This is a genomic window from Agrobacterium sp. 5Ca39 (assembly GCF_055382365.1).
Map to the genome: position 1 here is coordinate 1,407,722 of NZ_AP026437.1, position 21,501 is coordinate 1,429,222.

Genomic DNA, 21,501 nt, shown 5'->3' on the forward strand with positions numbered 1-21,501 from the left:
GTTCTCATTTATTCCAATGTCGTTATCTCGTAATCGCGTGGAATGGCGGAGGTCGCCGTAAACCACACCGACGCCCGCGTCCGCTGCTGATGAAAATCAAAGGCGGCACGATCGGCAAAAAGCTCCTCCACCTGCCAGATCAGGGGATCGTCTGTCTCGAATACCTCGAAGGAAATGCAGCCGGGCTCCTCTCTCGTCAGACGAAGATGTTCAGGAAGGTGGCGCCGGACCAGATCGACATCATGCTTGGACAAGCATCGTAGAAAACCCCTCAGCCTGACTGCGCCTGCCCTATTGTTCATGCACGGCATACCATTCCTCTTCGTTCTTCTCAGCGTTTTTAGTGGCGCTACAGGCGGAGTACACGCCTCTTTGCGAAGCATTGTGCAGGAACACGCGCTCAAAATCGGTGCATATGCGTATTTGTAGAGCAGTACACAAAAATTGTTCAACACTATGGACATGATTGTTCTGTTTTGTTAGCTTTTTCCATAAAACAAGGGCGGGGGAGAATAAGGTTTCATGCGCATTGTCGAATTGGCATCCGGCGTTTCGCGTCGGGTGGCTGCCATGGATTTGACCGGTACGGCTGCGGCGGCACTGCGGCTATTAATGCGGGGCATCGATTGTCGCGCGGCTCCCTGTGAAAAAGCATCCTGAAGATGCAATCTCACCCGACATTTTCGATATTCCCGCCCGGCGTTGCGCGTAGCTCGCCTGCCCATCGCCCTTTTCTTTTTCCAGACCACCGCGCCGCTTCACCGGCGCAGGCCACGCCGGAGACACTGACATGACTGCCGCAAACGCAAACGCCCTGCTGTCCGTCGAAGGCCTGAGCGTCGAGTTTGGCAACAGCCGCGTCGTGGACGATATTTCCTTTCGCGTCGAGCCCGGCCGCACGGTGGCGATCGTCGGCGAATCCGGATCGGGAAAATCGGTCACGTCGCTCTCCACCATGCGCCTTGCGGACATGATGGGCGCGACCTATCCGACAGGCAAAATCCTGTTTGAAGGCAGGGACTTGCTGAAGGCCTCTCAGAAAGAGATGCGCTCGATCCGCGGCAAGGAGATCGCCATGATCTTCCAGGAGCCGATGACCTCGCTCAACCCCGTCTTCACCATCGGCGACCAGATCTGCGAAGTGCTTGTGCTGCATGAGAAGATGGGTAAGCAGGCAGCGATGGCAGAAGCACAGAAGCTTCTCGAAATGGTGCGCCTGCCCGATGCCGCCGAGCTTCTGAAGCGATACCCGCACCAGCTTTCCGGCGGCATGCGCCAGCGTGTGATGATTGCCATGGCGCTCGCCTGTCGCCCGAAGCTTCTCATTGCCGACGAACCGACGACGGCGCTCGACGTGACCATTCAGGCGCAGATCCTCAACATCATGCGCGACCTGCAAAAGAAGCTCGGCATGGGCATGGTCTTCATCACCCATGACATGGGCGTGGTGGCGGAAATGGCCGATGACGTCGTCGTCATGTGGAAGGGCAAGAAGGTCGAGGAAGGTCCGGTCAAGGATATCTTCGCCAATCCGCAGCACCCTTACACGCGCGCCCTGCTTTCCGCCGTTCCGCGCCTTGGCAGCATGGAAGGTGAAGCCTTTCCGAAGCGCCTGCCGCTCACCGTGCTGCAGGATGGCCAGCCGGTCGTGATCGGTGAAGAGCGCGTGCAAAATACCGCGAAATACGACCAGAAACCGCTTCTGTCGGTCAAGGACCTGTTCGTGCGCTTCGATATCCGCAAGAACCTGTTCGGCAAGGCAACGCACCGGTGCAGCGCCGTGCAGAAGGTCAGTTTCGATATTCATGCCGGCGAAACGCTGGCGCTGGTGGGAGAATCCGGCTCGGGGAAATCCACCATCGGCCGCACCATCCAGCAGTTGCAGTCGGCCATCTCGGGCGAAATAACCTTCAACGGCCGCAGCTTTGCACAGATGTCGGCGGCGGAACGCTTCCGCATGCGTCAGGAAGTGCAATATATCTTCCAGGACCCCTTCGCCTCGCTCGATCCACGCAAGACGGTTGGTTTTTCGATTGCCGAGCCGATCAACACCCATGGTTTGATCAATGATCAGAAAGCCGTAAAGCGGCGGGTGGATGAATTGCTGGAGCGTGTGGGCCTCTCCTCCGAGCACGCCGCGCGGTATCCGCACGAGTTTTCCGGTGGCCAGCGCCAGCGTGTCTGTATTGCCCGTGCGCTCGCTTCCGATCCGAAGCTCATCATTGCCGACGAGGCGCTGTCGGCGCTCGATGTTTCCATTCAGGCGCAGATCATCAATCTGTTCATGGATTTGCAGGCCGAGCGCGGGCTCGCCTATCTCTTCATCAGCCATGACATGGCTGTCGTGGAAAAGATGAGCCATCGCGTCGCCGTGCTTTATCTCGGCCAGATCATGGAAATGGGCAGCCGCCGGCAGGTCTTCGAAACGCCGACGCATGATTATACCCGCCGCCTGCTGTCGGCCGTGCCGGTGGCCGATCCGACCATCGAGCGCCGCATTGCCATGATCGAGGGCGAAATTCCCAATCCCGTGCGCCGTGTCGGCGATGAGCCGGCCATTCTCGCCCATGAGGAAATCAATCCGGGCCACTTCATCGCGAAGAGCGCCTGAATAACAACCAGAACCACAACCATCTGAAGAGGAACAGGTAGATGACAATAATCAAGAAGGGGATGACGACAACGTTCGTCGCGCTTGCCATGGCCGCAACGGCCTTGACCGCCGCACCGGCTCTTGCCGCCGGCAAGATGACCATTTCCAGCCCGCAGGATCCGGGCAGCTGGGATCCGATCGACACCTTCCTCGTTCAATGGGCCGCTGTCGCCACCAACATCTTCGATGGCCTCACCTATCGCGGCCCGGACCTGAAGGTCGTGCCCGGCCTCGCCGAATCCTGGGAAGAGCTGGATGAAGGCAAGCGCATCCGCTTCAAGCTGCGCCAGAACGTCAAGTTCCACAATGGCGAGCCCTTTAACGCCGCCGCCGTCAAGTTCACCTTCGAGCGCCTTCTCGGCGAACAGGGTGCCAAGGGCCCGCAGCGCTCCAACTATGTCGCCATCGAAAGCGTCGATGTCATCGACGACTACACCGTCGACATGAAGCTGAAGGCGCCGGATCCGGTTCTGCTTACCAAGCTTGCCGGTTATGGCGGCATGATCGTGCCGCCGAAATATATCCAGGAAAAGGGTGAGGACAACTTCAACCTCAACCCTATCGGCACCGGCGCGTTCAAATTCGTATCCTATGCACCGAAGACCAACATCAAGCTTGAAGCCAACCCGGATTACTGGGGCGGCGCACCGAAGCTTTCCGAACTGGAATACCGCTTCATTTCAGAGCCGGCGACCGCCGTTGCCGAATTGCAGGCAGGCCGCGTCGATCTCGTCATTCCGCCCACCATCCCGATCGGCATGATCCCGGTCATCGAAGGCGATTCCAAGCTTCAGATCGTCAGCGTTCCCGGCCCGACGGTCGACGCGCTGCGTTTCAACACCCGTGACGGCATCACCGCCGATCCGAAGGTCCGCAAGGCCATCATCATGGCCGTCGACCGCGGCACGATCGTCAAGTCGATCCTTGCCGGCCAGGCATCGGAAATCGCAAGCTTCCAGAGCGCGCTGTCCTTCGGTTACGACCCCGAACTGAAGCCGCTGCCTTACGACCCGGAAGGCGCCAAGAAGCTTCTCGCGGAAGCCGGCGTCAAGCCGGGTGCGGCGCTGCAGATCGACATCCGCGGCAATGACGCGACGATGAACGAGGTGGCGCAGGTCATTTCCAGCTACCTCTCCATGGTTGGCATCACCGCTACCATCAAGCCATATGAAACCAACGTTCTCCTGAACGACATCATTCCGCAGGGCAAGACCGGCGCGATGTTCCAGCAGAAATGGGGCGGCTGGACCTTCGATTACGATAACACCGCCTATTCCATGTATCACTCGGGTGAAAAGTGGAACCCCTATGACAAGGACGAAAAGCTGGACAAGCTGCTTGAGTCCCAGCGTCCGCTGATCGACCGTGCCGAGCGCGAAAAGATTCTCAAGGAAATCGGCAGCTACACCGCCGAACGCGCGCTGGAAATCCCGCTCTACAACACCAATGCCATTTACGGCATCAACAAGCGGGTCAAGGGTTTTGTCGCACCGCCTGACAATCGCCTGAAGCTGACCGACGTTACCGTCGAATAATCAGGCTGGTTTCTGATCAACACACCTTGCCCGCCGCAATGCGGGCAAGGCCGGGTTTCTCTTCAAGGTAAAAAACGTGGCCGGTTTCCTCATCAAGCGATTGCTGCAGGCGATTTTTGTCGTCATTGCCATCACCCTTCTCGTTTCTTTCGCCATCCGCCTGACGGGTGACCCCGCCGTCACCATGTTCCAGGGCGGCGGCAGCATGACGGAAGATGATCTGGCGCGCATCCGTGCGGCGCTCGGCACCGACCGGCCGTTCTTCGTGCAATATTTCAGCTTCCTGAAGGGCCTCGTGACGCTCGATTTCGGCCGCAGCTTCACCGGCAGCACGCCGGTCTCGCGCCTCATTGCCGATGCCCTGCCCGCCACGCTGCTCTTGGCCTTCATCTCCATGGCGGTGTCGATTGCGCTGTCCATCCCGCTCGGCATCAAGGCCGCAACATCGCGCGGGAAGACGGCGGATCAGGTGATCCGCATCTTCTCGCTCGTCGGCCTTTCCTTCCCGAATTTCTGGCTGGCCACCATGCTGGTGCTGCTGTTCTCCATCACGCTCGGCTGGCTACCGCCAAGCGGCATGGGCGGTTTTGCGAGCTACATCATGCCCGCGGTCACCATGGGTGTGATCCTGACGGCCACCAATGTGCGACTTGTGCGCACGGCCATGCTTGATACGCTGCGCTCTCAATACGTCATGGTGGCGCGCGCCAAGGGGCTCAGTGAAAGCAAGGTTCTCTACAAACATGCGCTGCGCAACTGCGCCATTCCGCTCATCACCTATTTCGGCCTGCAATTTGGTGGGCTGCTTGGCGGCATCGTCGTTATCGAGCGCGTCTTCAACTGGCCGGGCCTCGGCACGCTCGCCTTCGACGCGGTCGGCGCGCGCGATTATCCCGTGCTTCAGGCCGTCATCACCGTGCTGTCGCTGATGATCGTCGGCATCAACCTTCTGGTCGATATCGCCTATGGGCTTGTCGATCCGCGCATCCGCACGGAGTAAGTGACGATGGCTGCCAAAACCTCGCGTCTCGCGCGCTTCACCAATCTCGAATTCGTCCTCGGCGCGTCGCTGACGACAATCATCTGCCTTGCCGTCATCTTTTCCGATGTGCTGTTTCCGGGCGGAGCTGACAAGATCGATCTGATGGCGCGCCTTGCCAAACCCTTCGCCAATGCCGCCCATCCCCTGGGCACCGATCCGCTCGGGCGTGATGTGCTCGCCCGCGTCGTCGCCGGCGGCAAGATTTCGCTGCTGGTCGGTTTCACCTCGGTCATCGGCGCGGTCATCTTCGGCGTCGCCGTTGGCCTTGTGGCTGGTTATTATCGCGGCTTCTGGGATATGCTGGTCATGCGCTTTGCCGATATCCAGCTCGCCATGCCCTTCATCCTGCTCGCCATCACCTTCATCGCCATTGTCGGCGGCAGTCTCACCAACACCATCATCCTTCTGATCATCTCGCAATGGGTGCAATATGCCCGTCTCGTGCGCGGCTCGGTGCTGACACTCAGGGAGCGGGAATTCATCCTTTCCGCCCGCGCCATCGGCGTGAAAGACTGGCGCATCATCCTTCAGCACCTGCTGCCGAACCTCATCGGCCCTGTCATCGTGCTGATGACGCTCAACGTCGCCAACAACATCCTGCTGGAAAGCAGCCTCACCTTCCTCGGTCTCGGCGTTGATCCGACAATTCCGAGCTGGGGCGGCATGCTGGCGGATGGGCGTACCTATCTGCAGACGGCATGGTGGGTTAGCGTCTTTCCCGGCCTTGCGATTCTTCTGACCGTGCTTGGCCTCAACCTTCTCGGCGACTGGCTGCGCGACAGCCTCGACCCAACAGGCAGAACCTCGAGGTAACCGTGATGAGCCAGATTTTCGACAAGACCTTCGAACGCACACTGGACGCGCTTGTCGCCAAAGCCGAGCCCGGCCAGTCCTTCGAGGCATGGACCTTCGATGACGCCAAAAGCCGCCGCGAGACTGAAGAGAGGCTGAAGAAAAAAGGCATCTGCGCCCGCATCCGCAGCGCCTACAAGCCGCTTCTCTTCACCTTTCTGGAAGAGATCAATCTGGATGGCGTCGACGCCATCGAAGTGCGTTACCCGGTGCACGAAAACGCCCCCTCCAACCGTTTCCGGCTGGAGGCCTATCCGCTGGCGGCGCTGGTGGGCGATGCGAAGCTGGATTTCATCGCCCGCGAGGACGGCAGTTTCCATTATGAGGTGACGCTGAGCCGCCGTGGCAAGACGGAAACTCTGAAGGTTCTGGCTCCGAACCGGGTTCATACCGATATCGTCGGCGAAACCAATGTCTCGCCAACCGGCTGGTTCCGGCTTGCCGGTGATGCCTCGGGCGAGCGACTGGAGACGGATTACGAACAGCTTTTTGAAGCGGCAATCAGTGCCGTCGCCAACCACGGCTGGGGCGATGAAGAGCCCTATTTCGAGGAACTGAACATCCGTGTTACCCATCCGGCAGAAGATCTGCCTCTTTCCGTTGGTGATGAGGTCGTCAGCCTGCGCGAAGCGCTGCACGAGGATTTCTATTTCTCGCTGCTGGAGTTCTTTCAGAAAAAATCTGGCCGCCCGCTGGGTGACCGTGGCCTCAAGCCCGGCCAGATCGTACCGGAAATCGTCAAAAGCGAAGGCGAGATCACCCTTCACATCGAGACCCGCCCGCTCACAACCGCCTTCCTCGATGGCGGCGAGCAACCGATCGATGAGGCGCGCGAACCGGTTGCGGCAGGCCAGCTCGCAGGGCTGCTTGAGGAAATCGGCGGCGAGGCATTCCAGGCGCGCTCCCGCTCCGGCCGCGTCCTTTCCGCCCGTTATGTCGCCGGCAGCGATGCCGCGGTGATGATCAGCGGCGGCCAGCACCCCAACGAGACGACGGGCATCGTCGGCGCCATCCGCGGCGCCCGCAAACTCGCTGATCGCAAGGGCGCGCATTTCACCATCTCGCCGCTGGAAAATCCTGACGGTTACGCCCTGCATCAGCGTCTGCGCGTCGATAATCCGCGCCACATGCATCATGCGGCGCGGTACACCGCCCTTGGCGATGACCTCGAATATCGCACGCCGGAAAATTCGGCTGCGCATCTGAACGAGAAGGAAATTCGCTTCAAGGCGCAGGAAATGAGCGGCGCCAGCCTGCATGTGAACCTGCACGGTTATCCCTCGCATGAGTGGACCAGACCACTATCCGGTTATGTGCCGCGCAATTTCGCCATGTGGACGCTGCCGAAGGGTTTCTTCCTCATCATCCGCCACCATGCGGACTGGGAAAGCCGAGCGGAAGCCCTGCTGGACAAGGTAACCCGCCATCTCGGCGCCATTCCCGGCTTGCTAGACTACAATAACCGCCAGATCGCGCTTTATGAAATCCACGCCGGCGAAACCGGTTTCCGCATCATCAACGGCTTTCCGTGCCTGTCGTCCATCGATGACCGCCACACCGTGCCGATGACGCTGATCACCGAATATCCCGACGAAACCATCTATGGCACGGATTTCATCACCGGCCACACCGCGCAAATGGAAACGGTGCTGTCCGCCTACGATGCCTGGCAGGAAATCCTGTCGCCGCAAGTGGCCTGATACGGCAACCGCCCCGGGCGGGCGGTTCACTTCCCCGGCGTTGTCGCAGCCAGTTTCTGATCGCGCTGTTTTTGCAGCAGCTTCTTGCCCTTGCTGAGAATATGCAGGTTGGCGGCATCAAGCTTGTTATATCCCGCCTGGATAATATCGAGATCGGCCACATGGCCGATGGCGGCCAGCTTGTACATCACGTCGCCAACGGCCACGTCGATGGTCGGTGCAGGTGATGACACGGCGTCCTTGACGGCCGCTTCCACATCCTCCATCGCACCACCCATGGCATGATAAAGCGTCAGCGCCTTGCGCAGAAATGCTTCACGACGCTCGATCCGGTTGTTGAGCCTGTTTTCTCCAACGCGATTGCGCATCAGCTCAACAGCTTTATTCTGATATTCGCCCATCAAGACACCAAATAACGTTCTAAATATGCTTGGGGAGACTACGAAAAATCCCCTTAGAACTGGTTAAAGCTCTGGTTGCGGGACGGCCGGTCGCGCGGTTGCAGGCGACATTTGCCCCGAACTGTTTGACCGCGAAGACCAAGGCCGATGCGGAGCTGAAAAAGGGGCAGGCGCCGGGCTGATTTCCCGATCCGATATGGGCAAGGCGTCAAAGACGCGGTATTGATAACCGTCAGGTTATTTATTACCCCCCTTATTTCATTTTACTTTGATATTCTTAATCATCAATCTGGCAGCCTGGACCGGTGGATGGGAGCCACAGGCGAATTTGGAGGAAACCATGAAATTTCGGATCACCGTGGCGATAGCGGCCATCTGTTTCAGCTCTGCCGCTTATGCAGAAACGATCAAGGTGGGCGTTGTCGGCCCGTTTTCCGGCCCGTTTGCGCTGCAGGGCAAGAACTTCAAGGCCGGCATCGATGCCTGGTTTGCCCTTCACGGTAACAAGGTCGGCAATGACACGGTCGAGGTCGTCTATCGCGATGTGCCGCAGGCCGATCCGGCGCAATCCAAGGCACTGGCGCAGGAGCTGGTGGTGAAGGAAGGCGTGCAATATCTTGCCGGCTTCTATTTTACCCCTGACGCCATGGCCGTCACACCCCTGCTGAAGCAGGGCAACGTGCCGATGGTGGTCATGAATGCCGCCACCTCGGCCATCGTGACCAAGAGCCCCTATGTGGTGCGCACGTCGTTCACCACCTGGCAGACTTCCACCCCCATCGCCAAGGTGGCCTTTGACGGCGGCGTGAAGAAGGTCATCTCACTGGTCAGCGATTATGGCCCGGGCGTCGATGCCGAAAATGCTTTCAAGGCGGCCTTCACCGCTGCCGGCGGCGAAGTGGTTGAAACCATCCGCATGCCGCTTTCCACCAATGATTTCAGTCCCATCATGCAACGTGTGAAGGATTCCGGCGCACAGGGTGTTTTCGCCTTCCTGCCATCGGGCCCGACCACGCTCGGTTTCGTCAAGGCCTTCAACGACAACGGCCTGAAATCCGCAGGCGTCAAGCTCTTCGCGCCGGGTGATCTGACGCAGGAATCCGACCTGCCGGCGCTCGGGGAAGCCGCACTCGGCATGCAGACGACCTTCCATTATGCCATCTCGCATGATTCACCCGAGAACAAGACCTTCGTGGAAGCCGCAACCAAGGCAATCGGCAATCCGAAGGAACTCTCCTTCCCTTCCGTCGGCGCCTTTGACGGCATGTATGTCATCAGCAAGATGATCGAGGCCACTGGCGGCAAGCAGGATGCGGAAAAGGCGGTCGAGGCAGTCAAGGGCCTTTCCTGGACAAGCCCACGCGGCCCGGTCAGCATCGACCCGGAAAGCCGCCACATCACGCAGAACATCTATCTGCGCGAAGTAGCCAAGGCCGATGACGGCAGCTATTACAACAAGGAAGTCCAGACCTTCGAAAAACAGGGCGATCCGGGTCTCGCCGCCGCGAAGTAACGGCCAGACAGGACAATATTGCCGGGCCGCCAGTGGCGGCCCGTTTCCGGCCCGGACGGGCATTGCAGCACCGGGAGGAGTTTCTTCATCATGCAGACGGTCTTCAGCATCCTCATCGATGCGCTTGCCTATGGCATGGTCCTGTTCATCATATCCATCGGCCTTTCGGTCACGATGGGGCTGATGCGTGTGGTCAATCTGGCGCACGGCGCTTTCGCCATGATCGGCGGTTATCTCGCCTCCTATGCCGCCCACGGACTGGGTCTCGGTTATGCGGCGGCGATCCTCGTCGCCATCGTCGGCACCATCGTCATCGCCATACCGCTCGAACGTTTCCTTTATCGCCGCATCTATGGCGCGCCGGAACTGACACAGGTGCTGATGACCATCGGCATCACCTTCTGCATCATTGGCATCGCGAACTTCGTTTTCGGCCCGACGCTGAAGACCATTCCGCTGCCGCAGCAGCTGGCCGGCCCCACCGATCTTGGCTTCCGCACCATCGCCACCCACCGCATCTTCGCCATTGCCTGCGGTCTTGCCGTGGCCGGCGCGCTGTGGTTCACCTTTGAAAAGACCGCCTTCGGCATCAAGCTGCGCGCGGCGGTCGATAATGCCGCCATGGCCGCAGCCCTCGGCGTGCGCACCGAAATCATCTATGCCGTCAGCTTCGCCATCGCCGTCGGACTAGCCGCCATGGGCGGCGTCATCGGCGCGGAACTGCTGCCGGTGGAACCCTATTATGCCCTGCGCTACATGGTCACCTTTCTGGTCGTGGTTTCCGTTGGTGGCGCGGGCTCCATTCCCGGCGCGTTGATCGCCTGTCTGCTGCTCGGCGCCATCGATACGACCGGGCGATATCTTGCGCCCGAATATGGCGAATTCTTCTTTTATCTGGCGGTCATCGTGATCATCACGCTGTTCCCGCGCGGCCTTCTTGGAAGGGCGAAATGAGATGGCGGTGCTCATGAACGACGTGACTGAAACGGCAGACATTCCGAAGGCGCGCTCACCACTGCGCGCGCTCGCGGGGCCGCTCCTCATCATCGCCGCCGCTGTTGCCGGTTATTACCTGTTTCCGGATAATCTGGCACTTCTGACACGCATCATAGCCATTGCGCTTCTGGTGCTGTCGATCGATCTCGTCACCGGTTATTGCGGCGTCGCCACGCTTGGCCATGCCGCCCTCTTCGGCGCCGGCGCTTATGCCGCCGGCATCGCCGCCGCCCATTTCGAAATCACCGACCCGCTTCTCATGACCGCCATCGGCGCGGCTGCGGGCGGCGTGGCCGGGCTGCTTTCCGGCGCGGTGCTGCTGCGTGCCCACGGGCTTCCACAGCTTGTGCTATCCATCGCCGTCATCCACCTGTTCCACGAGGCGGCGAACAAGGCTTCAGGCTGGACCGGCGGCAGCGACGGTCTTGCCGGCGTTTCGCCGGACGCGCTGTTCGGCACCTTCGAATTCGACCTCTTCGGCCGCACCGCCTATATCTATGGTGTCTGCCTGCTGCTTGTCGTCTTCCTCGCTCTAAAGGTGGTCGTCAATTCACCCTTCGGCATGTTGTGCCGCGGCGTCAAACAGGACAGTATCCGCATTCAGGCCATGGGCGGCGCCGTCAATGGTACAATCCTGAAGATGTTCATTATTTCAGGCATCGTCGCCGGCATTGGTGGTGCGCTTAACGCCATCTCCACGCAGGTCGTCGGCCTGGACAGCCTCAGCTTCACGCTATCGGCCGAGGGGCTGGTCATGCTGGTGCTCGGTGGCGCGGGTTCCCTTTACGGCGCGCTGATCGGCACCGTCACCTTCATGTGGTTTGAAGACGTGGTTTCCGCCGCCAACCCGTTTCACTGGCTCACCATTGTCGGCCTGCTGCTGATCGCCGTCGTGCTCTTCGCGCCGCGCGGCCTTTATGGCGCAGGCGAACAGATCATCGCGCGTCTCCGGGGAGGTCGCAAATGAGCGCCATTTTCGAAGTCTCCGGCCTGCAGAAAAATTTCGGCGGCCTCGTCGTCACCAACAACGTCTCGCTGTCGCTGTCGCCGGGAGACCGGACGGTACTCATCGGCCCCAATGGCGCCGGCAAGACGACCTTTGTCAATCTCGTCACCGGCAATATTAAGCCGTCAGCCGGCACGGTGCGCATCGCCGGCGAGGATGTGACGGGCCTCAGCGCCAGCCAGCGCGTGAAACGCGGGCTCGTACGTTCCTTCCAGGTTACCAGGCTGTTTCAGGACATGACGCCAGAGGAGCACGTGGCGCTCGCCATTCTCCAGCGTGAGGGAAAGACCGGCCGGATTTTCGGCCGTTACCGTGCCATGCCTGCGGTGATGGGCGAAGCCCGCGACATTCTCGGCACGCTTGGCCTCACGGCTCTCGCCGAAACAAAGGTGCGCGAAATCGCTTATGGCCAGCAGCGGCTGATCGAGATCGCGCTTGCCATGGCGCTTCGCCCGAAAATCCTCTTGCTCGACGAACCTGCCGCCGGCGTGCCTTCCACAGAAACCGCGCGTATCGAACAGGCGCTTGACCGGCTGCCATCCGACCTCGCGATCCTGATGATCGAACACGACATGGATCTGGTCTTCCGTTTTGCCAAGCGCGTCGTCGTTTTGGCCGCCGGCGCCGTCATCTTCGACGGTTCGCCTGATGATGTCACCAGCAATGCGGAAGTCCGCCAAGCCTATCTGGGAAGTTACGCCGATGCCCGCAGCGCCGCTTGAAATCGTCAACCTCACGGCCGGTTATGGCCCGACGAGGGTCATCGAGGGCCTGTCGCTTTCCGTGCCATCGGGCTCGCGTTTCGCCGTGCTCGGCCGCAACGGCGTCGGCAAGACGAGCCTCTTCGCCACGCTGGCCGGCCAGACGAAGCGTTTTTCCGGCGATATCCGCATCGGGGGGCAGGAGATTGGCACCCTGCCAAGTGCTGCGCGCGCCAAGGCCGGCCTCGGTTACGTGCCACAGACCCGTGACGTGTTTCCGACGCTGACGGTGGAGGAAAACCTGTTCGTGGGCCTCAAGGGGCGACCGAAATCGGCGATAGAGGAAGCCTACACGCTGTTTCCGCGCCTCAAGGAGCGCCGCCGCAATCTCGGCTCGCAACTTTCCGGTGGCGAACAGCAGATGCTGTCCACCGCCCGCACCATTCTCGGCCAGCCGCGGGTGCTGCTGCTCGATGAACCGCTCGAAGGCCTCGCCCCCGTCATCTGCGAAGAGCTGATGGCCGCCTTCTCCAAGCTCGCGCAATCCGGCGAAATGACCATTCTTCTCGTCGAACAACGCATCCAGATGGCCATCGACTTCGCCGACCACGCCATCATCATGGAACGCGGCCGCATCGTCTGGGACGGACCGTCGAGCGAACTGGTGGAGAACCCGGATATTATCGATACACATCTAGGCGTGGGTGGGCTGCACTAAGCCAACGCATCGCCATTGCGCGTTCATATATAATCTCCGTCATACCGGCCTTGAGCCAGCATCCAGGCACCCCAAGTCTTTGGGGTGAAGAGACCCTTCGCGCCGCGCCGACGCGCGTCGGCTGGATTCCGGCTTGAGGCCGGAGCGACGGAGGGTGACCGATCATACAAAGCCCCCGCCGTCTCATCTGCCCTTCCTCCGAAAAACCCAATGGAATAAAAATTCCATTGCAGTTAAAGTGCACACGATTTCAATCTGCACCAGGGAACGACAATGACGGCAATCGAGGCGCCAGACTCCGTAAAGGCTTTTGAGGAGCGGCTGCTCCAGGTGGCGGAGGGTTTGCCGAAACGATTGCGGCAATGTGCCGATTATGTCGCCTCCAATCAGGATCGAATCGCCGTTTCCACCGTCGCCGAAATGGCTGAAGGCGCCGGCGTGCAACCCTCGGCCTTCATGCGTTTCTGCCAGATCATGGGTTTTTCCGGATTTTCGGAAATGCAGCGCCTGTTCCGCGATTCCTATGTCGGCGGCTGGCCGGATTATGCCACGCGGCTCGATCATCTGCGCGAAAAGGGTGATGAAAGCGCGTCCGGCCTGCTTGCCGAATTCGTGGAAGCCGGCCGCTCGTCGCTGGAAATGCTGCTGAAATCGGTCGACACCCGACAGCTCGATGAGGCGGTTTCCGTGCTGGCCAAGGCGCGCACCGTGCATATCGTCGGCCTGCGGCGGTCCTTCCCCATTGCCAGCTATCTGGCCTATGCCTTCGAGAAGATGAAGGTGCCGGCGGTTCTGCATAGCGCCGTGGGCGGGCTCGGCAATATCAGTGCGATTTCCCGCGACGACGCGCTGATCGCAATCACCTTTTCCCCCTACTCTACCGAGACGCTGGAACTGGCGGAAACGGCCCGCGCCAAGGGCGTTCCGGTTGTCGCCATGTCCGATTCCGCCGTCAATCCGCTAAGGAAATCCGGCGCAACGCTGCTGACGGTTACAGAGATCGATTTCGGCGCTTTCCGCTCCCTTTCGGCCACGCTCTGTCTCGCCATCACGCTGGCCGTGGCTGTGGGAACACGCAAGACGGCCTGAATATTTTTATTGAAAACGGAAAAAATAGAATTTATGATCCAAATTCATGAAACGGACATTCCACGACTGTCCTTCTCGTGACGGGCCATGTGAGCGGAGGAGGCTCACCGGAGCGGGGATGGCGATAGCTGGCGGCATGGTTGCCTGATCCGCTCGACACACATGAGGCAGACCGCGCCAGCGTGCGGTGCTAAGGAGGAACCTTTTGAAAAAACTTGATCTCATCACGATCGGGCGCTCGTCTGTTGACCTTTATGGGTCGCAGGTCGGTGGCCGTCTGGAGGACATGGCCTCCTTTGCCAAATATATTGGCGGCTCTCCCACCAACATCGCAGCCGGTGCTGCGCGGCTTGGCCTTAACAGCGCCGTCATCACCCGCGTCGGCGACGAGCACATGGGCCGCTTCATCCGCGAACAGCTGGTGCGCGAAGGCGTTGACGTGCGCGGCGTGAAAACCGACCCGGAGCGCCTGACCGCGCTGGTGCTGCTCGGCATTCGTGACCAGAACCAGTTTCCGCTGATTTTCTACCGCGAAAACTGTGCCGACATGGCGCTGAGCGAAGACGATATCGATCCCGCCTTCATTGCCGAGGCGGCCTGCGTCTGCGCCACCGGCACGCATTTGTCGCATCCAAGAACGGAAGCGGCCGTGCTGAAGGCCCTGAAACTTGCCCGCGAAAATGGTGCAAAAACCGCGCTCGATATCGATTACCGCCCCAATCTCTGGGGTGTGGCCGGCCATGGCGATGGCGAGAGCCGTTTCGTGGAATCGCAGAAGGTCACCGCCAAGCTGCAATCCACCCTGCATCTCTTCGATCTGATCGTCGGCACGGAAGAAGAATTTCACATTGCCGGCGGCTCGACAGATACGCTGACCGCACTGAATGCCGTGCGCAACGTTTCGAATGCCACGCTGGTGTGCAAGCGCGGCCCGATGGGTGCTTCGGTCTTCACCGGCGATATTCCTGCAAGCCTCGATGACGGGCAGACGGGCGAAGGTTTCGCGATCGAGGTCTTCAATGTTCTGGGCGCTGGGGACGGCTTCATGGCCGGGCTGTTCCGCGGCTGGCTGCGCGGCGAAGACTGGCCGACGACGCTGAAATACGCCAATGCCTGCGGCGCTTTCGCCGTCTCCCGCCATGGCTGCACGCCTGCCTATCCAAGCTGGGAAGAGCTGCAATATTTCTTCAAGGCCGGCATTCGCAACAAGGCGCTGCGCAAGGACGAGGCGCTGGAGCAGGTGCACTGGTCCACCAACCGCAAGGGCGATTGGGAGACCATGCGCGTCTTCGCTTTCGACCATCGCATGCAGCTGGAAGCGATCGCCGACGAGCTTGGCGTCAAGCATGAGCAGATCGGCGCCTTCAAGAAGCTTTGCCTCCAGGCCGCGCAAAAAGTTTCCGGTGGTGAGCCGGGCTATGGCATTCTCTGCGACGGACGCCTTGGACGTGACGCGCTGTTTGCCGCCAGCGGCTCCGGCCTCTGGATCGGCCGTCCGGTGGAATGGCCGGGTTCCCGTCCGCTGACACTGGAACCCGATCTCGGCAAGGACTTTGGCGGGCTCGCCGAATGGCCGCTCGAAAATGTCGTCAAGGTACTTTGTTTCTATCACCCCGATGACACGGATGAGATGCGCGCTGCACAGGAAGAGACCGTGATACGGCTGTTCGAGGCCGCACGGCGCAACCGCTTGGAAATGCTGCTGGAGATCATCCCCTCCAAGGTCGGCCCGACCGACGATCTTACCGCCGCCCGCATCATCGAGCGTTTCTACGAGATCGGCGTTTACCCGGACTGGTGGAAGCTGGAGCCGATGAAAACCACCGCGGCATGGAAGAATGCCTGCGACGCCGTTAACCGCAACGACCCTTACGTGAGGGGCATCGTCGTTCTCGGTCTCGACGCACCGCAGAGTGAGCTGGAAGAAAGCTTCCGCCTTGCGGCTGGTTTCGATCTGGTCAAGGGTTTCGCCGTTGGCCGCACGATTTTTGCCGACGCCGCCCGCGGCTGGCTTTCCGGCAAGATGACCGACGAGGAAGCGGTCAAGGATATGGCGCAGCGCTATACCAGCCTGTGCCGTATTTGGGATGAGGCGCGCGCCAAAAAGGGAGAGGCAGCGTGAAGACAGTAAGATTGACGGCTGCGCAGGCCATGGTTCGTTACCTGGCAGCGCAGATGAATGAACATGGCGAAACCTATATCGCCGGCATGTGGGCGATTTTCGGCCATGGCAATGTCGCCGGGATCGGCGAAGCGCTTTACGGCATCAGGGACGAGCTGCCGACCTATCGCGGCCAGAACGAGCAGTCCATGGCCCACGCGGCCATCGCCTATTCCAAGCAGCTGCGCCGCCGCCGCGCCATGGCGGTCACCTCGTCCATCGGCCCGGGTGCCGCCAATATGGTGACGGCGGCAGCGCTGGCGCATGTCAACCGCCTGCCCGTCCTGCTCATCCCCGGCGATGTCTTCGCCAATCGTGGCCCGGACCCCGTGCTGCAACAGCTCGAAGATTTCGGCGATGGCACCATGACGGTGAATGACTGCTTCCGTCCTGTCAGCCGCTATTTCGACCGCATCATGCGCCCGGAACAGTTGCTCACCGCCCTCCCCCGCGCCATGCGCACCATGACGGACCCTGCCGATTGCGGCCCCGTCACGCTCGCCTTCTGCCAGGATGTACAGGCGGAAGCCTATGATTATCCCGAAAGCTTCTTCGAAAAGCGGGTCTGGCGCCAGCGCCGCCCCGAGCCCGACGTGGTGGAATTCGAAGAGGCCGTCGCGGCGCTGAAGGCCGCGAAGAACCCCATCATCGTTGCTGGCGGCGGCGTTCATTTCGCCGGCGCAACGGAGACGCTGAAGCGCTTTGCCGAAACCCACTCCATCCCCGTCGTCGAAACGCAGGCCGGTAAATCAGCATTGGCTTGGGATCACGATCTCAATTTCGGCCCCGTTGGCGTTACCGGTGCCGAAAGCGCCAACATCATCAGCGAAAAGGCCGATCTGGTCTTTGGTGTCGGCACCCGCTTTCAGGATTTCACCACCGGCTCCTGGGCGCTATTCAAGAACCCGAACCGCAAAATCCTGGCGCTCAACGTCCAGCCCTATGACAGCGCCAAGCATGATGCGATTAGCCTGACGGCGGATGCGAAGATCGGGCTTGAAAAGCTCTCCGTAGCCCTCGGCAGCCACCGTTTTGCAGCGCCGGATGCCGGCCTCAAGGCAGCATGGTTCGAAAAAGCCGATGCCGATACGGCGGCGCCGGGCGAAGAGCACGCAAACAGCCTGCCGACCGACATGCAGGTCATCGGTGCTGTCCAGCGCCAGTCGCGCGACGATACCGTCGTCATGTGCGCGGCCGGCACCATGCCGGGCGAGTTGCACCAGCTCTGGAAATCCAAGCTGCCGCTTTCCTATCACATGGAATACGGCTTCTCCTGCATGGGTTACGAGGTCGCCGGCGGTCTCGGCATCAAGATGGCGGAACCGGACCGGGACGTGATCGTCATGGTCGGCGATGGCTCCTATATGATGATGAATTCCGAGCTTGCCACATCGGTCGCCATGGGCGTGAAGATCACGCTCGTCATTACCGACAACAGGGGTTACGGCTGCATCAACCGTCTGCAGATGGAAACCGGCGGCGCGGAGTTCAACAACCTCTACGCCCATACCAACGTCAATCCCATCGCCATCGACTTCGTCGCCCATGCCGGCTCGATGGGCGCGGATGCACGCAAGGTTTCGACCATAACCGAACTGGAAGAGGCCCTCGCCGCCGCCCGCGCCTCCACCCGCACGACCGTCATCGTCATCGATACCGACCCCTATCCGACACCGCAGGCCGGTGGCCACTGGTGGGATGTCGCGGTGCCTGAAGTCTCAGTCCGCGCCGAAATCGGCCCGGCCCGCGTCCGTTATGAAAACCATGTCAAGGAAAGACAGTAAGATGATCCGTTACGGCACCAACCCCATCGCCTGGTCCAACGACGACGACCGCACGCTGGGCGCCCATATCAGCCTGGAACAATGCCTTGATGAAACCGCCAAGATCGGTTTCGACGGCATCGAAAAGGGTCACAAATTCCCGACCGACCCGGAAGGCCTGAAGGGTGTGCTTTCGCCGCGCGGCCTCTCCTTCGTCTCGGGCTGGCATTCGCTGAACCTTCTGACCGACGATATCGAATCCGAAAAGAAGGCGATGCAGCAGGCGCTTGACCTTCTGAAGGCCATGGGCTCGAAGGTCATCATCGTCTGCGAGACCTCCAACGCCATCCACGGCGCGGACAACACGGCGCTGGTAGACCGTCCGCGCCTTGCGGCCGATGACTGGGCGAAATTCGGCGCAGGCGTGGAAGCGCTGGCCGCCTTTGCCGCAGAACAGGGCGTCACCCTCGTTTATCACCACCACATGGGCACGGTGGTCGAGAGCGAAGACGAGATCGACCTTCTGATGCAGCACACCGGTCCGAAGACGCATCTGCTGCTCGATACCGGCCATTGCCTGTTCGGCGGCGGCGACCCCGTTCGCGTCGCGCAGAAATACATGGGCCGCGTTGGCCATATCCATGCCAAGAACGTGCGCCCGGTCATTGCCGATCAGGTCCGCAATGAGCGGCTCTCCTTCCTCGAAGGCGTTCGCCGCGGTGTCTTCACCGTGCCGGGCGATAGCGAAGGCGGCGTCAACTTCCCGCCCGTGCTGAAAGTGGCGGCCGAGCATGGCTATAGCGGCTGGCTGGTGATCGAGGCCGAGCAGGATCCTGACGTGCGCAACCCGTTCGAATATCAGAGCCTCGGGCTGAAATCGCTGAAGGCGTTTGCGCGCGAAGCGGGGCTGGACAAGGCTCAGGCCGCTTGAGCTGAGCCAAGGAAGGCGGGTGACCTATCCCACCCGTCATACCGGCCTTGAGCCGGTATCCAGCCAGCCCAAGTCCTTGGGCTGAAAAAGTCTTCGCGCCGCGCAGACGCGCGTCAGCTGGATTCCGGCTCAAGGCCGGAATGACGGCAGGGCGCGAAACTACCGAACGACATGTTTGTGCTACACACGAAAAAGGAACGACACCATGACCTCACTTCTGCGCAAGCCGGTCGCGACAAGCGGCAAGGTGCACGATATCACGCCCCAAAGCGCGGATTGGGGTTATGTCGGTTTCGGCCTTTACCGACTGAAGCCGGGCGAGACGGCAGCCGAAAGCACCGGCGACACGGAAGTCATTCTCGTGCTGGTCGAAGGCAAGGCGACGATTTCCGCTGGCGGCAAGGATTTCGGTGAACTCGGTGACCGCATGAATGTGTTCGAGCGCAAGCCGCCGCATTGCGTTTATGTTCCGGCCGGTTCCGAATGGTCGCTGACGGCCACAACGGATTGCACCATCGGCGTCTGCACTGCTCCCGGCGAAAAAGGCAACCGCGAGGCACAGCAGATCGGACCTGACGGCGTGCAGCTGACGGAACGCGGCAAGGGCGCCAACACGCGATACATCTTCCCCATCGCCATGGAAGAACGCGACGTCGCCGACAGCCTGCTGGTAACGGAAGTCTTCACACCCTCGGGCAACTGGTCTTCCTATCCGCCGCACCGGCATGACGAGGATAACTATCCCGACATGACCTATCTCGAAGAGACCTATTATCATCGCCTCGACCCGGCGCAGGGTTTCGGTTTCCAGCGCGTCTTCACCGAAGACGGCTCGCTTGATGAGACCATGGCGGTATCCGATGGGGATGTCGTGCTGGTGCCAAAGGGCCACCACCCCTGCGGCGCGCCCTATGGTTACGAGATGTATTATCTGAACGTGATGGCGGGGCCGATGCGCAAATGGCGCTTCAAGAACCACCCGGATCATGACTGGATTTTCAAGCGCGATAATCCGTAAGGCATTTCGGGCAAACATCGCCGCCTCCCTCATCCCTGTGCCTGTCACAGGGATGAGGGAGTGCGCGAAGACACGTCTTGAGACTGTCTTGGCACACAACAAACGCAATTAACGAATTGTATTAATTCAAATAATTTCGGGAGGAGAACACCATGACCGCTCTTGGCGTGGGCCTTATCGGCACCGGTTACATGGGCAAATGCCACGCGCTGGCGTGGAATAACGTCACGAGCGTCTTCGGCGATGTGGAACGCCCCCGCCTCGTGACGCTGGCGGAAGTCAACCCCGAGCTTGCCGCGAAGAAAGCCGCAGAGTTCGGTTTTGCCCGCTCGACAGGCAACTGGCGCGACCTGCTTTCCGATCCCGAGATCGACGTGATCTCCGTCACCACGCCCAACGCCTTCCACCCGGAAATGGCGATTGCCGCGCTTGAGGCCGGCAAGCATGTCTGGTGTGAAAAGCCGATGGCGCCCGCCTTTGCTGACGCGGTGAAGATGCGTGATGCGGCCCGCCAGTCCGGCAAGGCGGCGGCGATGGGTTACAACTACATCCAGAACCCCGTCATCCGCCACATCCGCCGCCTGATCGACGAAGGTGCGATCGGCAGGGTCTATCATGTACGTGCCGAAATGGATGAGGACTTCATGGCCGATGCCACCCAGCCCTTCTACTGGAAGAGTGAGGCGTCTTCCGGTTACGGCGCGCTGGACGATTTCGCCGTGCACCCGCTATCGCTGCTTTACGCCCTGTTCGGCCACGCACAAAGCGCCATTACCGACATGGTCAAACCTTACGAGACCCGTCCGCTTGCCGGCGGCGGCGAACGCGCGGTTGAGACTCATGATCTCGCGAGCGTTCTCCTGAAACTTGAAGGCGGCATTTCCGCCGTGCTCATCGCCAACCGTTCCGCCTGGGGCCGCAAGGGGCGCATCGCCATTCAGATTTATGGCTCCACCGGCTCGATCCTGTTCGATCAGGAACGGATGAACGAGTTTCAGCTCTACACCACGGATGGACGCCCGGAAGAGCAAGGTTTCAGGACTATCCTCACCGCCCCGCACCACAAGCCCTACGACCGCTTCATCCCCGCCCCCGGCCACGGTCTCGGCTTCAATGACCTGAAGGTCATCGAATGCCGGGAGCTGATCGCGGCGATCGAAGGGAAAAAGGCGCATATCATCGACTTCGAGGAGGGGCTGAAGATCGAGCGCAGCATTCACGCCATGGCACGGTCTTTTGCCGAAGGGCGCTGGGTGGGAAGCGCGGAGATCGTGGAATAGAACGCCCACAACGGGCGAAAACGTCTCCTCCGTCATGCCGGACTTGATCCGGCATCCAGCCACGACGCGTCTGCGCCGTGAGAGGAGTCTTTCGCGATCAAAGACTTGATCGCGCTGGACCCCGGATCAAGTCCGGGGTGAC

The 21,501-nt window shown here is 60.5% G+C and carries 18 protein-coding genes; 16 read left to right on the top strand and 2 right to left on the bottom strand.

Translation table 11 applies throughout. The features are described from left to right. Nucleotides 1–8 precede the first annotated feature (8 nt). Nucleotides 9–311 carry a putative quinol monooxygenase gene (locus ACZ47E_RS20205; RefSeq protein WP_278067580.1) on the bottom strand — a complete coding sequence of 101 codons (303 nt, stop codon included), beginning with the start codon at nucleotides 309–311 and terminating at the stop codon, nucleotides 9–11. A 479-nt stretch (nucleotides 312–790) separates the two neighbouring features. Here ACZ47E_RS20205 and ACZ47E_RS20210 point away from each other — a divergent pair, with 479 nt between their 5' ends. From ACZ47E_RS20210 to ACZ47E_RS20230, 5 genes are all read left to right on the top strand, one after another. Then, the gene (locus ACZ47E_RS20210) at nucleotides 791–2,611 is read left to right on the top strand and encodes an ABC transporter ATP-binding protein (RefSeq protein ID WP_004445135.1); all 1,821 of its coding nucleotides are present in this window, start codon (nucleotides 791–793) and stop codon (nucleotides 2,609–2,611) included. A gap of 41 nt (nucleotides 2,612–2,652) precedes the next feature. Then, nucleotides 2,653–4,188, top strand: coding sequence for an ABC transporter substrate-binding protein (locus tag ACZ47E_RS20215; protein WP_037092269.1), 1,536 nt, complete (start codon nucleotides 2,653–2,655; stop codon nucleotides 4,186–4,188). 76 nt (nucleotides 4,189–4,264) lie between these two features. Then, on the top strand, nucleotides 4,265–5,188 hold the full coding sequence (locus tag ACZ47E_RS20220; RefSeq protein ID WP_172965715.1) for an ABC transporter permease: 924 nt from the start codon (nucleotides 4,265–4,267) through the stop codon (nucleotides 5,186–5,188). A gap of 6 nt (nucleotides 5,189–5,194) precedes the next feature. Continuing rightward, complete coding sequence (locus ACZ47E_RS20225; RefSeq protein ID WP_113382266.1) at nucleotides 5,195–6,043, top strand: ABC transporter permease; 849 nt, start codon at nucleotides 5,195–5,197, stop codon at nucleotides 6,041–6,043. Nucleotides 6,044–6,048: 5 nt separating this feature from the next. Then, nucleotides 6,049–7,782, top strand: coding sequence for a M14 family metallopeptidase (locus ACZ47E_RS20230; protein ID WP_278067581.1), 1,734 nt, complete (start codon nucleotides 6,049–6,051; stop codon nucleotides 7,780–7,782). 26 nt (nucleotides 7,783–7,808) lie between these two features. On the opposite strand, the gene ACZ47E_RS20235 is transcribed toward ACZ47E_RS20230, so the two are convergent. Next, on the bottom strand, nucleotides 7,809–8,183 hold the full coding sequence (locus tag ACZ47E_RS20235) for a hypothetical protein (RefSeq protein ID WP_006700227.1): 375 nt from the start codon (nucleotides 8,181–8,183) through the stop codon (nucleotides 7,809–7,811). A 340-nt stretch (nucleotides 8,184–8,523) separates the two neighbouring features. Here ACZ47E_RS20235 and ACZ47E_RS20240 point away from each other — a divergent pair, with 340 nt between their 5' ends. The 11 genes from ACZ47E_RS20240 to ACZ47E_RS20290 all read left to right on the top strand — a co-directional run bounded on the left by ACZ47E_RS20240 (nucleotide 8,524) and on the right by ACZ47E_RS20290 (nucleotide 21,359). Then, complete coding sequence (locus ACZ47E_RS20240; RefSeq protein WP_004445145.1) at nucleotides 8,524–9,696, top strand: ABC transporter substrate-binding protein; 1,173 nt, start codon at nucleotides 8,524–8,526, stop codon at nucleotides 9,694–9,696. A gap of 90 nt (nucleotides 9,697–9,786) precedes the next feature. Then, the gene (locus tag ACZ47E_RS20245; protein WP_004445147.1) at nucleotides 9,787–10,650 is read left to right on the top strand and encodes a branched-chain amino acid ABC transporter permease; all 864 of its coding nucleotides are present in this window, start codon (nucleotides 9,787–9,789) and stop codon (nucleotides 10,648–10,650) included. 1 nt (nucleotide 10,651) lies between these two features. Next, nucleotides 10,652–11,659 carry a branched-chain amino acid ABC transporter permease gene (locus tag ACZ47E_RS20250; protein WP_278067582.1) on the top strand — a complete coding sequence of 336 codons (1,008 nt, stop codon included), beginning with the start codon at nucleotides 10,652–10,654 and terminating at the stop codon, nucleotides 11,657–11,659. Further along, entirely contained in the window at nucleotides 11,656–12,420 is a 765-nt protein-coding gene (locus ACZ47E_RS20255) for an ABC transporter ATP-binding protein (RefSeq protein ID WP_004445150.1), read from the top strand. The genes ACZ47E_RS20250 and ACZ47E_RS20255 overlap by 4 nt, the downstream gene beginning before the upstream one ends. After that, complete coding sequence (locus ACZ47E_RS20260) at nucleotides 12,401–13,117, top strand: ABC transporter ATP-binding protein (protein WP_004445152.1); 717 nt, start codon at nucleotides 12,401–12,403, stop codon at nucleotides 13,115–13,117. The genes ACZ47E_RS20255 and ACZ47E_RS20260 overlap by 20 nt, the downstream gene beginning before the upstream one ends. 273 nt (nucleotides 13,118–13,390) lie before the next feature. Beyond that, entirely contained in the window at nucleotides 13,391–14,206 is an 816-nt protein-coding gene (locus ACZ47E_RS20265; protein WP_004445154.1) for a MurR/RpiR family transcriptional regulator, read from the top strand. A gap of 205 nt (nucleotides 14,207–14,411) precedes the next feature. Then, nucleotides 14,412–16,328 (top strand): bifunctional 5-dehydro-2-deoxygluconokinase/5-dehydro-2-deoxyphosphogluconate aldolase, encoded by a 1,917-nt coding sequence (locus tag ACZ47E_RS20270; protein ID WP_278067584.1) that lies wholly within the window; start codon nucleotides 14,412–14,414, stop codon nucleotides 16,326–16,328. Beyond that, nucleotides 16,325–18,151 carry a 3D-(3,5/4)-trihydroxycyclohexane-1,2-dione acylhydrolase (decyclizing) gene (iolD, locus tag ACZ47E_RS20275; RefSeq protein WP_278067585.1) on the top strand — a complete coding sequence of 609 codons (1,827 nt, stop codon included), beginning with the start codon at nucleotides 16,325–16,327 and terminating at the stop codon, nucleotides 18,149–18,151. The genes ACZ47E_RS20270 and iolD overlap by 4 nt, the downstream gene beginning before the upstream one ends. A 1-nt stretch (nucleotide 18,152) precedes the next feature. Then, complete coding sequence (gene iolE / locus ACZ47E_RS20280) at nucleotides 18,153–19,061, top strand: myo-inosose-2 dehydratase (RefSeq protein WP_072493023.1); 909 nt, start codon at nucleotides 18,153–18,155, stop codon at nucleotides 19,059–19,061. Nucleotides 19,062–19,266: 205 nt separating this feature from the next. Beyond that, nucleotides 19,267–20,079, top strand: coding sequence for a 5-deoxy-glucuronate isomerase (iolB, locus tag ACZ47E_RS20285; protein ID WP_278067586.1), 813 nt, complete (start codon nucleotides 19,267–19,269; stop codon nucleotides 20,077–20,079). Nucleotides 20,080–20,231: 152 nt separating this feature from the next. Next, nucleotides 20,232–21,359, top strand: coding sequence for a Gfo/Idh/MocA family protein (locus ACZ47E_RS20290; RefSeq protein ID WP_125271339.1), 1,128 nt, complete (start codon nucleotides 20,232–20,234; stop codon nucleotides 21,357–21,359). Nucleotides 21,360–21,501 lie beyond the last annotated feature (142 nt).